This window comes from Flaviaesturariibacter aridisoli (genome assembly GCF_004343705.1).
GTDB classification, from domain to species: Bacteria; Bacteroidota; Bacteroidia; order Chitinophagales; family Chitinophagaceae; genus Flavisolibacter; species Flavisolibacter aridisoli.
Genome location: NZ_SKFH01000050.1, coordinates 1 through 12,702, shown reverse-complemented (window position 1 = coordinate 12,702; position 12,702 = coordinate 1). Strand labels below are relative to the sequence as shown.

Here is a 12,702-nt window from a genome sequence, read left to right as displayed (position 1 = left end):
TTAAGCGGTCGGAAGATGGAAGTCGGAAGTTAATCATTGTCGAGCAGCAGCACCTCGTCGCGCCCGTCGCGTTCGGCCCACAGGACCTTCACCTTTTGCGACACGATGGAGTCGATGTGGCGGCCGGTGTAATCGGGCTGCACCGGCAGCTCGCGGCTATAGCGGCGGTTGATCAGTACGAGCAGCTCCACGCGCGCCGGGCGGCCGAAGTCCATCAGCGCGTCGAGGGCGGCGCGGATGGTGCGGCCGGTATACAGCACATCGTCTACCAGGACCACGCGCTTGCCTTCAATTGAAAAGCCGATGTCGGTAGCAGCCGGTACATGCAGGCCCTGGCGGATGTCGTCGCGGTAGAAAGTGATGTCGAGCTTGCCATAATCGAAGGAGGGCGTACCGGGCTCTCGGCGCAGCTCCTGCACCAGCCGGTCGGATAAAAACACGCCGCGCGGCTGAATGCCGATCAGCGCGGTCTTCGACAGCAGGTCCGGGTCTTCGAGCAACTGGTGCGCCAGCCGCTGGATCGTAAGCGCCATCTGGCCGGCGGGAAGAATCGACTTCACAGAAAACGTTTGCGCTAAATTAGGCAATGGTTCCTTGGCCTGTTGGATTATTGGTTGATTCATCTGTTGGTAGCAGGTTTTTCGCAAGAAGGAACGATCGCGTTGGCGAAACAAAAGAGAAGGCCGCCTTGCGGCGACCTTCCTATCATTGATCCAATAAACGTTCAAACCGGGTTACTTGGCTGCTCCGAAGTTGTAAAAGAGACCAAAGGTCCAGGCGCGGTTCTTCCATTTATTGTCGGCGCCGGCCTGCGTGTCGTTCAACACATTGTTGAAGCCTGCGTTATACTTTGCTTCAAAGCCAAGTCCGATCCGGGTTATATACCCCAGGCCGCCGAATGCGCTGAAGTCGAAGTTGTCATAATCGTCCTTGTTGTCGCGGTCGCCGCTGTTCGAACCAGGGGTCTGGTTCTTGAATTTGGCGGCTACGAGAAAGTTTGCCTGCGGTCCCGCTTCGATAAAGAAGCCGGTGTTGCCGGGCTTGATTTGTACCGCAACCGGCACGGAGATGTAGTGCAGATCTTCCTGGAAGTTGGTCGTGCTGCTGGTGGTTACACCGCCTACCGTAGCCGAGCTCGTCAGGCTGCCCTTGGAGCCATAGATGTTGTACGTGACGCCGGGCTGAATGGCCAGCACGCTGCCCAGGGGCAGGTTCACATAAGCACCGCCGAAGGGACCAACCTTCATCGTAGTGTTCAGCCCACTGGTTCCCGAACCGCTGTAATAAAACTTCGAAGAGTTGATACCGGCGGTAATGCCGAAACGAACCTTCGATGCCATCGGCGTGCGCAGGGGTTTGTAGTCTTTGTTTGCATCAGTACCCGTGCTACCGTCTTGTGCCATTACTGATACTGCGGCTGTGCATGCCAGGGCAACTAAGCTGATCTTTTTCATATTTGTTGAGTTTTTCGATGCATCCCTTTATGCAAAAAAAAGGCCGCAGTTGCGGCCTCGATGAACTTTTATGCACAATCGCCATTCCCGGCTAGCGGGATTTTGCTTTGTGACTGTGGTCGAGCATGTAGAAAACCGACACCTGCGCCACCCTGTTTTTAAGCGGGTCGCCGCCTTCAAGCTTGTTGATATTGCTCAATCCGAGGTTGTATCGCGCCCCGATACCCAAACCCGAGTACGACAGGTAATTTACCCCGAAGCCTACCCCAAAGTCGGCCTGCTTCAAGCGGTTTTTAATGTCGGTCGCGCCGCTGGGGTCTTTGACCTTGGCGCTGAGCACCACCCCTACTTGCGGACCTGCTTCCACACGAAAGCCGTTGTCAAACATATACTGCAACATAAACGGCACGTTGAGATAGTCCAACGCCCAGGTGTGCTCCGTGCCTGTTACCTTCTCTTTGAAGCCCTGGCCGGAAAAAAGCACCTCGGGCTGCAATGCCAGGGAGGGCGCCAGGTGAATATGCACGAGCACCCCGCCATGACCGCTGAGACGCGTGCTGGTGGCGAAGGTGCTTCCCCCAACGTTGGCAATGTTGAGACCTCCTTTAATTCCTAACTTGGGCAACTGCGCCGATGCCGTGCCGGCGAGACCGGCCAGCAGTACTACTGCAAACAATTTTTTCATCTGGATTCGTTTGCGCGCACCTACGCAAAAAAAGGGCCGGAATGAAAATAAAAAGTCCCGCAAGCGCGGGACTTTTCAAATGTAGATCTTTTGTCATCAGATGCCTTCGCTCTCGCCACGCAGGAACGGGTAGCGGTAATCGGTGGGCGGGACAAAGGTTTCCTTGATGGTGCGGGCGCTGAGCCAGCGGTACAGGTTCAGCTGTGAGCCGGCCTTGTCGTTGGTTCCCGATGCGCGGGCGCCACCGAAGGGCTGCTGGCCCACCACGGCACCGGTAGGCTTGTCGTTGATGTAGAAGTTGCCGGCGGCATGACGCAGACGCTCGGTAGCGAGCACTACAGCGGCACGGTCCTGCGCAATGATGGAGCCGGTGAGCGCATAGGGAGAAGTGGTATCCACCAGCGTCAGCGCTTCTTCAAAGCGGTCGGCGTCGTATACGTGGATCGTCAGCACGGGGCCGAAGATCTCGTCGCACATTGTTACGTATTGCGGGTCTACAGCCTCGATGATGGTCGGGTCGATAAACCAGCCTACCGACTTGTCGTAGGTGCCGCCCACGAGGATGTTGGCTTGTGCGCCCCCGTTGGCCTTCACGTCATCGATGTATTTTGCAATCCGGTCGAAGCTTTTTTCATCGATCACGGCGTTAACGAAATTGCCGAAATCTTCCACGGTACCCATCTTGAAACTCTTCACCCCTTCCACCAGCAGGCGCTTTACTTCATCGGCCATGTTGGACGGGATATAGGCACGCGAGGCGGCGGAGCATTTTTGTCCCTGGTACTCAAAAGCGCCGCGCAACAAGGCCGTAGCCACCACGTCGGGCGATGCCGAGCTGTGTGCGATCACGAAGTCCTTGCCGCCCGTTTCGCCTACGATGCGCGGGTAAGTGCGGTAGCCGCCGACGCTGGCGCCGATGGTCTTCCACATTTGGTTGAACACACCCGTGGAGCCGGTGAAGTGCACGCCGGCGAATTCGCGGTGCGCAAAGCAAACCTGGCCGATCGTCGGGCCGTCTACGTATACAAGGTTGATCACGCCGTCGGGAAGGCCGGCCTCGCGCAGGATGCGCAGGAACATCTGCGCCGAGTACACCTGTGTATTGGCAGGCTTCCATACCACCACGTTGCCGCAGAGGGCCGCCGACGTGGGAAGGTTGCCGCCGATGGCGGTAAAGTTGAAAGGCGTCACAGCGAGCACGAAGCCTTCGAGGGCGCGCCATTCCAGGCGGTTGTGCATGCCAGGTCCGCTTACGGGTTGCTGCTTGTAAATTTCACCCAGGAAGTGTACGTTGAAGCGCAGGAAGTCGATCAGCTCGCAGGCCGCATCGATCTCCGCCTGGAAGGCGTTCTTGCTTTGTCCCAGCATCGTGGTACCGTTCATATGGAAGCGGTACTTGGTGGCGATGAGGTCCGCGGCACGGAGGAAAATGCCGGCGCGGTCTTCCCAGGGCATAGCCTGCCAGCTTTCGCGGGCGGCGAGCGCGGCGTCGATGGCCATCGTTACGTGCGACGCATCGCCGGCGTGGAAATGACCCAGCACGTGCTGGTGCTCGTGCGGCGGGCGCATGGCCACCAGCTTACCGGTACGCACTTCGTCGCCACCGATGTACATCGGCACGTCGAGCTGCTGCCCCTTCAGTTCAGCGAGCGTTTTCTTCAGCGCGGCACGCTCCGGCGTTCCGGGTCCGTAAGACAAAACCGGTTCGTTGGCCGGTGTAGGATAGGAAAAATATCCGAGGCTCATGGTTGTTGTTTATTAGTCTATTCGTTGATTAGCTCCTTGGGAAGAGGGGCCTGCCGTAATTCTCGTTACCCGATTACCCAATTCCCCCATTACCCGATTTGCTCAACTCTCGTCATCCTTCTGCGACATCAGGTAAGCCTTGATGAATCCATCGAGCTCACCGTCCATCACCGGGCCGATGTTGCCTACTTCGTAGTCGGTGCGGTGGTCCTTGATCATTTTGTACGGGTGAAAAACGTAGCTGCGGATCTGGGAGCCCCACTCGATCTTTTTCTTATTGGCGTTGACCGCGTCCTTGGCTTCGTTTCGCTTGCGCAATTCGATCTCGTAAAGGCGGCTGCGGAGCATTTCCATCGCGCGCTCACGGTTGCCCAACTGCGAACGATCCTGCTGGCACACCACGACGATACCCGTCGGTATGTGGGTGAGCTGAACTTTCGTTTCCACCTTGTTCACGTTCTGACCACCGGCGCCGCCGCTTCGCGATGTTTCCATCTTGATGTCGGCAGGCTTGATCTCGATCTCGATCGAATCGTCTACGAGCGGGTACACGAACACGGATACGAAGGACGTGTGCCGGCGGGCGTTCGAGTCGAAGGGCGAGATGCGCACCAGGCGGTGCACGCCGCTTTCGGCCTTGAGGAATCCGTAGGCAAAGGGTCCGTCGAACTGGTACGTGGCGGTTTTGATACCGGCCCCGTCGCCGTCCTGCCAATCGAGCTCCGTAACCGACCAGCCCTGCTTTTCACCATACATGCGGTACATGCGGGCGAGCATTTCGGCCCAGTCCTGGCTTTCGGTGCCGCCGGCGCCCGAGTTGATCTGCAGCACCGCCGGCAGCTCGTCTTCGGGCTGGTTGAGCGTGCTCTTGAACTCGGCATCTTCAATGGCGGCCAGCGACTTTTCGTAGGCGGCGCGCACGTCCTCTTCCGTACCCTCTCCTTCCTTCCAGAATTCGAACAGTACGGCAAAGTCTTCCACGGCGCCTTCCACGGTCTCGTAAAGGCCGATCCAGTATTCGTTGACCTTGATTTCTTTCAGTACACCCGTCGCGCGGGCATTGTCGTCCCAGAATCCGGGCGACAGGGACAGTTGTTTGTCCTGGGTTATCTTATGGCGTCGGTTCTCGACGTCAAAGAAACCTCCTCAGGACAACGACGCGGTCCCTCATATCTTTAATCGCTTCTTGTGTCATAGGGCGCAAAGATAATGGGGTAATGGGGTAATCTGCTAATGGGGTGATGAGTTTTGTACGTCTGTTTCACTTTCAACCGGGTGGATGAACTTCAGCCCCGGTGCGCAACCGGTTGTTCCTCTGAGCGCCGCCGAAGACTGGCAGGGCTTTTGCACTTTTTCCGGAAACACCCTTACCATGGCGATCGGAGATATGATTGTAGCGCGGATCAATGAGATCAGCTTCGTGTTATCGCTGGGCGTGTGCGCCTGGTTCTACCGGCAATTCCGGCAACTCGAAATTCAGCAATACAACGAGGACCTCCTCGAACAGCTTTTTTCTGAAAAAACTACCTGACGCATAAAGGCCCCCCAACGGTGGCCTCTTTTTTTCCCTTTCACCCAAGTCGCTGTTTTTGCTTCCGCTCAGCTGCAGTCTTGTTACCGCGCGTAGCTACTGCCTACGCAGGGGGAGCCGAGCTCCACTATCCTCCTACTTCACTGCTTCCACCACGATGGCCTGCATAGGCACGTCGTGGCCGTAAGTGGCCAACTGCTCTCCGAGCGCGGCATGCAGGCGCGCTTTGATCTTCGGGCGCAGGCTGCGGTCGAGGCGATCGAGGTAGGCGCCTACCGGCGAGCCTTCCACGAAGCCCTCCACGAGCTCGTTGGGATCGGTGTACTGCGCTTTGCGCGCTACGGTTTCGAGGCGTATCGAATGAAAACCGGCCTCTTCGAGCAGCAGCACGATCTGCGCCTGGTTGTGAAAGCTGTAAGGTCCGGTCGAAAGCAGGTCGGGCGCGCGTGCGCCGAGTTCCTCGTTCATCACCCGCATCAGCAGCGCCGCGCGCGGGTTGGCGAAATAGCCATCCCAGGTGTTGAACAAAAAACGACCCCGCGGCTCCAGCACGCGGTATACCTCGCGGAAGGCTGCGAGCTTGTCGGCAAAGAACATGACCCCGAACTGGCAAAGCACCACATCAAAGAGCGCATCGCCGAACGGAAGGTGCTGCGCATCCACTTCCATCCATTCCACACGGGGGCTGAATACAATGCTTCGGGCCAGGTGCAGCATGTCGCGGTTGAGGTCGGTGGCTACCAGCCGCGCGGACGCCGCCAGGCGCCGGTCGAGGTGCTGGGTCACCCGGCCCGTGCCGCAGGCGAGCTCCAGCAGGCTCCGCGTATGCGACGTCACCCGGGCCGCCAGGTCGGCGGCATAGGGCTCAAACAGGATCGGCCCGAGGTATTGTTCATAATGGTGTGGGATGTTGCCGGTGTAAGCCGAAGCGCTGGACATGCCACAAAGTTAAGTGCCCGGGCGGGGCCTCCGGGAGCCGGCAATGGGAATGCCGCCACCCGCCGGTTGAGCAACACGCCGTAGCCACTACTTCACTGCCGAATCCTCATCCAGCGAAGTGCTCAGCTTGTTGTCGGCGCCATCGTCGTCGTGGGGCGGGTCAACCCGGGCGTGCACGCCCTGTTCGGAATGACCAGCGCTCTCCTGCGCGCGCAGTTCCTGCGTGGACGCTTCGTCGGGCAACTTGCTGGCCTCTTCGCTCCTATCGGAATTCCTGCGTTCATTCATAGCGATCGTTTAAATGATCCCAGTGATGTCTTCCCCGAGGCGGGCCGATTCGCCTTCGTCGAGGTCGTCGTTGGGGCTACCGGGGGCGAAGTCGGGATCTTCGGCGATGTCGTGCTCGGCTTCTTCGTGGGCTACACGGGCGGCTTCCTGCTCGCTCTGCGGGATCTCGCGGCGTAGCGGGTGTTCGTGCCGGCCACCACCGCCGGCCGGGTTGTTGCGTGCTTCCATAACTGCTTTTTCTCCCTTTCCCGAAATACTGTGCCATTCCGCTTTTCACAATGCCACAGGCCACCGCCGGCGCCTTGCGCACGTCTTTTGCCAAAGAAAAACCATGAAATACCCCTTTCTCCTGCTCCTGGCTACCCTCCTGCTGGGCCGTGCCGAAGCCCAGAGCAAGCCCGTGGACGATGCCGCCCGGCGCCCCGACCGCAAGGAGCAAAGCGGTAAGGCAGACCTTTACGTACACGATAAGACCCGCATCACCGACGACAGCCTGAAAAAAGCGCCGCGCAAGCCCGCCAGCCGGAAGAAAAAAGGCTGCGGGCGGCGTCGCCACCCATAAAAAATCCCCTTTGCCGGAGCGCGGGGGATTTTTGTTATGGTTAAGGGTGAAACGACTAGTGGCGAAGGCCGCGGGTGTCAAACGTACCGCGGATGCCGGGGCGCTCGAGGCGGCTGTTGACGGCATTCAGGCTGCCATCGGCCGAGGGCGCATCACTGCTGCGTCCGGCAACCCGGAAGGTACCATTCACGGCGTAATTGATGGCCGCAGACAGGCTGGCTTCCGCGGGATCACCCCAATCCTTGTCCAGACCGTCGGCAATGGTCGCATTGACGGGCAGCCCGTTGAAGTAATTGCCTTCCCCGTTGCGGTTAACGGTGCGGAAAGAAACCGGGAAGATGTACCAATCCTGCACCGGTATCGGGAAGAAGCCGACCGGCTTGCCGTGTGTAGCGCCGGGGCCCACAAGCACAGTCTCCATGTAGGGTTTCAGGTTATTGATCAGCAGTTCCGAAGCCGAAGCAGTGCTTTTACTGACAATAAAGATCACGCGGGGAAGGTTGAGGGCGCCGAGCTTGTGGAAGTTCGTCGTCTCGTTGTAGGCGCTGTTGCGGGCATTGAACTGTTGCTTCATCATCACGCTTCCGTTGGCCGACATCGGGGCGATGTAGTTGGCCAGCGCTTCCTGCATGTACACATAACCGCCGCCGTTGTAACGAAGGTCCACCACGAGGTCGTTGACGCCGGCACTGACGAAACGCGAGAATGCCGTGCGGAAGCCGCCAAGTACGGTGAGGCTGTCGCCCATAAAGGAGTTGAAGGCAAAGTAGCCGATCTTCCGCCCGCCTTCCTGCAGCACCGTGTCTTTGATGATGGGATGTTCCCGGTAGGTACTGGCATTCAGCGACAGGGTTACCTGGCTGTTGTCGGGCTTCGCGAAGGTGAAGGTGGTATTAGCGCTCTGGAACACGTTCTGCACCACGTAATCGGTATTGGCGGTTGAAATATTGCTTGATCCGTTGATCTTGACCACGCGCCAGCCGCGGCGAACGCCGGCCAGGCCCGCGGGCGACTCCACTTCCACGTGCTTTACGCGGAGGTCGGAAGCGCTGCGAAAGAACACGCTAAAGCCGAAGTCACCGGTGGCGGTGCCGCCGCTTACGTGGTCCCACTCGGCTTTCGGAACGGCAAAGCTCCACTTGTCTACGGGACCGCTGAAGCCCGACTCCTGGCTGTATTGGCGCAGGCCGGTCATGAGGGCATTGATATCGCTGTAGGAGGCGCCGCTGAACGAGGTGGGAATCTGGTCATTCCAGAGGTAGATCTCCCGCGCATACGCTACAGCCGTGTCGCGGTAGGTGGCGGTTACGGGGGAGGCAGAACCATTACTGGTAAAGTTGTTCGCAACGAGATCGGTCTTTTTGCAGGAGGCCAGGGCCCCTGCGGCCAACAGGACCAAGGCAGAGGTCAGGAATTTCGGAAAAGGCATATTTCGTAGGAAGATTGTTGTGCGCGCCTAACAGCAAAAACAGGGCGCGAAATCCTTTTCCCCACTCCTTTTAACAGGTCCCTCACCAAATATTAAAATGATGCAAAAGGGATGAGCTTCACGATCGCTTCGAGGTAGCGCTGGTCGGTTTCGTCGAAGGTGGACAGGTCGGTGCTGTCCACGTCGAGCACACCCCAAACGGCTCCGTCGTGCAGCATGGGTACCACGATCTCGGAGCGCGACAGCGAACTGCAGGCGATGTGGCCGGGAAACTTTTCAACGTCGGGCACCACCAGGGTTCGGGCCTGTGCCCAGCTGCTGCCACAAACGCCGCGGCCCTTTCGGATGCGCGTACAGGCAACCGGGCCCTGGAAGGGTCCGAGTACAAGCTCCTCACCCTTTACGAGGTAAAAGCCGGTCCAGAGCCAGCCAAACTGCTCTTTGAGGGCGGCAGCTACATTGGCGAGGTTGGCCACGAGGTCGGGCTCACCTTCGAGAAGGCCTTTGATCTGGGGGATGAGGGCTTCGTATTGTTCGGCGCGGGTGCCGCTGGCGATCTGCAGGTCTTCGGCCATGGTGTTGCGTTAAGGGCTGCAAGGTAAAACGAAAAAGCTGCCCCTTGGGGCAGCTTTAACAAGGGGTTTATGAGGGATCAGCGACCGCCGCCATTCTGGCGGTTGCGCATTTGCTGGCGCTGCTCCTCCAGGAAAACCATGACGGTCTTCACCTGGTCGGGGTTGAGCGGGATAACCGAGAGTTTCTTTTCCAGGATGCCGTTGAGTTCGTCCATTCGCTTAACGCGATCTTCCTGCGACAGCTCGCGGAAGCCGCGCATCTGCTGGCGCTGCTCGATAATCAGGTCCATGACCTTTTCGGCGTCGGCGTCGGAGAGCTTCGTTTTTTCGATCAGCTGCGGCTTCATGCGCTCTTTCATGCGCTGGGCCATTTGCGCGGGGTCGCGCTGCTCCTGTGCGAAGAGCGAGGTCGAGGAAATGCCGGCAGTGAGGGCCAGCAGGAGTACAAGCTTTTTCATGGCGCTTTAGTTTGAAGACGTAAGTTAGCAGCCCTTTCGGTTAATGGAGGTTAAAATCTTGTTGCGATGAAATTGCTGCACCTGCGTCCGCTGCTTTGGGTCCCCGACGTCCGGGCTGCCTCCGATTGGTATATAGCGACACTGGGCTTTTCCGAACTGGAATCTTCCGAAGACTGGCAATGGGCCAGCCTTGGTCGCGACGGCGTTGAACTGATGCTGGCACGCCCACCCGCGCATATGCCATACAGTGGTCCCCTGTTCACCGGATCATTTTATTTCAACACCAGGGATGCAGCGGCCTGGTGGGAACGGCTGAAGGACGACTGCGAGATCGTATACCCGATTGAAACCTTCCCCTGGGGCATGCGTGAATTCGCCATTCGCGACCTCAATGGATTCATTCTGCAATTCGGCCAAGAACAACCTTCATGAAGAAACTTTTGCAGGGCCTCCGCACCTACATCCGTACGCTGCCGCTACTAGTTGCGGCGCCGACGGTATTGCTGGCGCTGCTGCTTGTTTATTGCAATTACCACTACGGCCTCGAGCCCCGGGTGATGCAGCTTCCCGTATTATTACGGTTGGCCGCCTGGTATGGACTGTTCGCCCTTGCCTTCTGGAGCCCGTATCTTCTTTATCGTTGTTGCGGCCGGCTTCCCGGTGGGCGCGGCGCCCCTTTTCGCATGCTCCTGCTGCTGGCGCCCGCCATCTTCGCGGTGAAGCTGGCCCTGCCCCTGCCCTTTCCACGCGGCTTCGACTTCTGGCAAACGATCTGCTACTACCCGTTCAAGCTCCTGCTGATCGGCGGCAGTCTCTATGCGCTCTGGCGCCATTACCACCCCGATATTCCATTTTATGGCACTGCGTCCGGCGGCTCGCTATTACGGCCCTATGGCGCTATGCTGCTCTTCATGGTACCACTGGTGGCGCTGGCTTCCCTGCAGCCCGATTTCCTGGCCGTATACCCCAAGTGGCAGCACCTGGACGCGGTTCGGCAGTCCGGCCCGGGCGGAAAGCTGCTGTACGAGCTGTCGTACGGCTCCGACTTTGTTACCATCGAACTGTTCTTCCGGGGTTTTCTCGTGCTGGCGTTCGCGCGCTACGCAGGTTCGGCGGCGCTGCTGCCGATGGCGCTTTTCTACTGTACGATCCACTTCGGCAAGCCGCTCGGCGAATGCATCAGCTCCTTCTTTGGCGGGTTGCTGCTGGGTGTGGTGACGCTGCACACGCGCAGCATCTGGGGCGGGCTGCTCGTGCACCTGGGCATTGCCTGGCTGATGGAGCTGGGTGGCACGATCGGCCACCAGCTCCGGCCGGACCTTTTCGGTTATTGACGGGTAAAGAACATCCGCGACGAGTCGCTCGTGCGGAGCACCAGCACACTGTCGGAAGGACGGCTTACCTGCATTTGCTCCTTTGATGAATCGAGGATCGTGATCTGCGGTTTCTCGTAGCGGTAAGGCGCCGACTCGAATACGTCGGAGCCGCTGACAACATGCAAGCTGTCGGCGGTGAACCGGTAGGTAACCGGCACGGTGTCGCCGGCGGCCATGGCTACCAGCACCGCCGGCAACGGATTGACGCTGTCGTTTTTATCCACCACCGAATCCAATCGCCAGGTGCCGGCGATATCGGAGTGGGGTTCGGCTTTGCGGTTGAGCCAGCTGCAGGAGGCGAAAACGGAGGCAAAAAGGATCGTGCCGGCAATGGCCGGGAGTATGCTTTTCATAACGTTGTTTTTTTGAATAAGAGATGATTGTGCAGCTGCACTTCTTGATACCCCGCCGCGCGAAAAGTAACCTTAACGGAATGCAAAAGACGACCTCCTATTTTTTCGCTTTGGTACCCGCATGCTCCAGCACAATGGCCCACTCCTCATCGGTAACGGGGGCCACCGACAGGCGGCCCAGGCGCAGGAGCGCCATGTTGGCGAGGCGCGGATCGGCCTTGATCGTCTTCAGGCTAACAGGAACCTTCAAGCGCTTTACCGGCGCTACGTCCACCACCACCCAGGCGTCTTCGTCGGTGGTGGGATCGGGATAAGCTTCCTTCACCACCTTGGCAATGCCGACGATCTCGAGGCCTTCATTGCTGTGGTAAAAAAACAACTGGTCGCCACGCTTCATCGCGCGCAGGTTGTTGCGCGCCGCGTAGTTGCGCACGCCGTCCCAAAAGGTTTGTCCGTCTTGCTCGAATTGCTCCCAGCTGTACTTGAAGGGTTCGGATTTGATGAGCCAGTATGCCATAGTCAGGTTGCTTGGGCGGCTAAATTAGCGCAGAAAAAAAATCTGGCCCCGCAAATCCAACGGCAACAGGCCGTCGTATTTAATGCACAACGGGATTCACCGGAAACCGGTACGAAACCCACTCAACCCTTCAAAAAACTTTAGTATGAAGCAACTGAAAAATGCAGCCTTGCTGCTGACCGGCCTTGTATTGTCCTTTTCGTCGTTCGCCCAGAACGCCACGCATGCTTCGATGAAAGAAAAGACCGTAATGGTCGGCGGAGCGGCGATGTACCCGAGCCGGAACATTGTAGAGAACGCGGTCAATTCTTCCGACCACACGACGCTGGTAGCAGCAGTGAAGGCCGCCGGCCTGGTGGAAACACTGCAGGGGAAAGGCCCCTTCACGGTATTTGCGCCGACCAATTCGGCCTTCAGCAAGCTGCCCGCCGGCACCGTGGAGAACCTGGTAAAGCCCGAAAACAAGGCGCTGCTCACGAGCATCCTTACGTACCACGTAGTGCCCGGCCGCCTCGACAGCAAAGACCTCGAGAGGAAGATGCGCAAAAACGGCGGAAAGGCCGAACTGACTACGGTGCAGGGCGCGAAGCTGTGGATCATGAAAGACGCGTCCGGCAAATGGTGGGTAAAAGATGAGAAAGGCGGCACCGCTGCGATCACCATCCCTAACGTGTACCAAAGCAATGGCGTGATACACGCGATCGACAAGGTTCTCATGCCGTAAGCAAGTCCGGAAGTCGGAAATGCGAAGTCGGAAGTGGGGTGATCGGAATTAATTCCGATCACCCC

18 protein-coding genes are annotated in these 12,702 nt (G+C 58.4%); 5 read left to right on the top strand and 13 right to left on the bottom strand.

The annotated features are described in order from the left end of the window. Nucleotides 1–29 precede the first annotated feature (29 nt). The 5 genes from pyrR to prfB all read right to left on the bottom strand — a co-directional run bounded on the left by pyrR (nt 30) and on the right by prfB (nt 5,080). The gene (gene pyrR / locus E0486_RS17465) at nt 30–560 is read right to left on the bottom strand and encodes a bifunctional pyr operon transcriptional regulator/uracil phosphoribosyltransferase PyrR (protein WP_131854179.1); all 531 of its coding nucleotides are present in this window, start codon (nt 558–560) and stop codon (nt 30–32) included. A gap of 174 nt (nt 561–734) precedes the next feature. Continuing rightward, nucleotides 735–1,403, bottom strand: coding sequence for a porin family protein (locus tag E0486_RS17460; RefSeq protein WP_165917400.1), 669 nt, complete (start codon nt 1,401–1,403; stop codon nt 735–737). A 142-nt stretch (nt 1,404–1,545) separates the two neighbouring features. Next, nucleotides 1,546–2,139: a porin family protein gene (locus E0486_RS17455; protein ID WP_131854175.1), complete on the bottom strand. Its 594-nt coding sequence runs from the start codon at nt 2,137–2,139 to the stop codon at nt 1,546–1,548. Nucleotides 2,140–2,235: 96 nt separating this feature from the next. Beyond that, entirely contained in the window at nt 2,236–3,885 is a 1,650-nt protein-coding gene (gene pruA / locus E0486_RS17450; RefSeq protein ID WP_131854173.1) for an L-glutamate gamma-semialdehyde dehydrogenase, read from the bottom strand. Nucleotides 3,886–3,987: 102 nt separating this feature from the next. Next, nucleotides 3,988–5,080, bottom strand: a protein-coding gene (prfB, locus tag E0486_RS17445) for a peptide chain release factor 2 (protein WP_131854171.1) whose coding sequence is annotated in 2 segments (ribosomal slippage) — nt 3,988–5,019 and nt 5,021–5,080 — 1,092 coding nt in all. Because the reading frame shifts where the segments join, the coding sequence is not laid out codon by codon here. Nucleotides 5,081–5,164: 84 nt separating this feature from the next. Here prfB and E0486_RS17440 point away from each other — a divergent pair. Then, nucleotides 5,165–5,416: a hypothetical protein gene (locus E0486_RS17440; protein ID WP_131854169.1), complete on the top strand. Its 252-nt coding sequence runs from the start codon at nt 5,165–5,167 to the stop codon at nt 5,414–5,416. A gap of 135 nt (nt 5,417–5,551) precedes the next feature. Here E0486_RS17440 and E0486_RS17435 read toward each other — a convergent pair whose 3' ends face one another. The 3 genes from E0486_RS17435 to E0486_RS17425 all read right to left on the bottom strand — a co-directional run bounded on the left by E0486_RS17435 (nt 5,552) and on the right by E0486_RS17425 (nt 6,871). Then, nucleotides 5,552–6,355, bottom strand: a complete 804-nt coding sequence (locus E0486_RS17435; RefSeq protein WP_131854167.1) for a class I SAM-dependent methyltransferase — start codon at nt 6,353–6,355, stop codon at nt 5,552–5,554. Between the two features lie 87 nt (nt 6,356–6,442). Next, complete coding sequence (locus E0486_RS17430) at nt 6,443–6,643, bottom strand: hypothetical protein (protein WP_131854165.1); 201 nt, start codon at nt 6,641–6,643, stop codon at nt 6,443–6,445. A gap of 9 nt (nt 6,644–6,652) precedes the next feature. After that, nucleotides 6,653–6,871, bottom strand: coding sequence for a hypothetical protein (locus E0486_RS17425; protein WP_131854163.1), 219 nt, complete (start codon nt 6,869–6,871; stop codon nt 6,653–6,655). Nucleotides 6,872–6,974: 103 nt separating this feature from the next. Between E0486_RS17425 and E0486_RS17420 the strand changes: the two genes are divergently transcribed. Then, nucleotides 6,975–7,205, top strand: coding sequence for a hypothetical protein (locus tag E0486_RS17420; RefSeq protein WP_131854161.1), 231 nt, complete (start codon nt 6,975–6,977; stop codon nt 7,203–7,205). Between the two features lie 55 nt (nt 7,206–7,260). Here E0486_RS17420 and E0486_RS17415 read toward each other — a convergent pair whose 3' ends face one another. The 3 genes from E0486_RS17415 to E0486_RS17405 all read right to left on the bottom strand — a co-directional run bounded on the left by E0486_RS17415 (nt 7,261) and on the right by E0486_RS17405 (nt 9,667). Then, complete coding sequence (locus E0486_RS17415; protein ID WP_131854159.1) at nt 7,261–8,634, bottom strand: S41 family peptidase; 1,374 nt, start codon at nt 8,632–8,634, stop codon at nt 7,261–7,263. A gap of 92 nt (nt 8,635–8,726) precedes the next feature. Beyond that, on the bottom strand, nt 8,727–9,209 hold the full coding sequence (locus E0486_RS17410) for a GAF domain-containing protein (protein WP_131854157.1): 483 nt from the start codon (nt 9,207–9,209) through the stop codon (nt 8,727–8,729). 77 nt (nt 9,210–9,286) lie between these two features. Beyond that, complete coding sequence (locus tag E0486_RS17405; RefSeq protein ID WP_131854155.1) at nt 9,287–9,667, bottom strand: hypothetical protein; 381 nt, start codon at nt 9,665–9,667, stop codon at nt 9,287–9,289. A 66-nt stretch (nt 9,668–9,733) separates the two neighbouring features. Between E0486_RS17405 and E0486_RS17400 the strand changes: the two genes are divergently transcribed. Both E0486_RS17400 and E0486_RS17395 read left to right on the top strand, forming a co-directional pair. After that, the gene (locus E0486_RS17400) at nt 9,734–10,099 is read left to right on the top strand and encodes a VOC family protein (protein ID WP_131854153.1); all 366 of its coding nucleotides are present in this window, start codon (nt 9,734–9,736) and stop codon (nt 10,097–10,099) included. After that, nucleotides 10,096–11,001, top strand: a complete 906-nt coding sequence (locus E0486_RS17395) for a CPBP family intramembrane glutamic endopeptidase (RefSeq protein WP_131854151.1) — start codon at nt 10,096–10,098, stop codon at nt 10,999–11,001. Before E0486_RS17400 ends, E0486_RS17395 begins: the two co-directional genes overlap by 4 nt. On the opposite strand, the gene E0486_RS17390 is transcribed toward E0486_RS17395, so the two are convergent. After that, nucleotides 10,995–11,396 carry a hypothetical protein gene (locus E0486_RS17390; RefSeq protein ID WP_131854149.1) on the bottom strand — a complete coding sequence of 134 codons (402 nt, stop codon included), beginning with the start codon at nt 11,394–11,396 and terminating at the stop codon, nt 10,995–10,997. The genes E0486_RS17395 and E0486_RS17390 overlap by 7 nt on opposite strands. A 97-nt stretch (nt 11,397–11,493) precedes the next feature. Then, a complete protein-coding gene (locus E0486_RS17385) occupies nt 11,494–11,913 on the bottom strand; it encodes an EVE domain-containing protein (RefSeq protein ID WP_131854147.1) in 420 nt (139 codons plus the stop codon). Between the two features lie 145 nt (nt 11,914–12,058). Here E0486_RS17385 and E0486_RS17380 point away from each other — a divergent pair, with 145 nt between their 5' ends. Further along, a complete protein-coding gene (locus tag E0486_RS17380) occupies nt 12,059–12,637 on the top strand; it encodes a fasciclin domain-containing protein (protein ID WP_131854145.1) in 579 nt (192 codons plus the stop codon). Nucleotides 12,638–12,702: the final 65 nt, after the last annotated feature.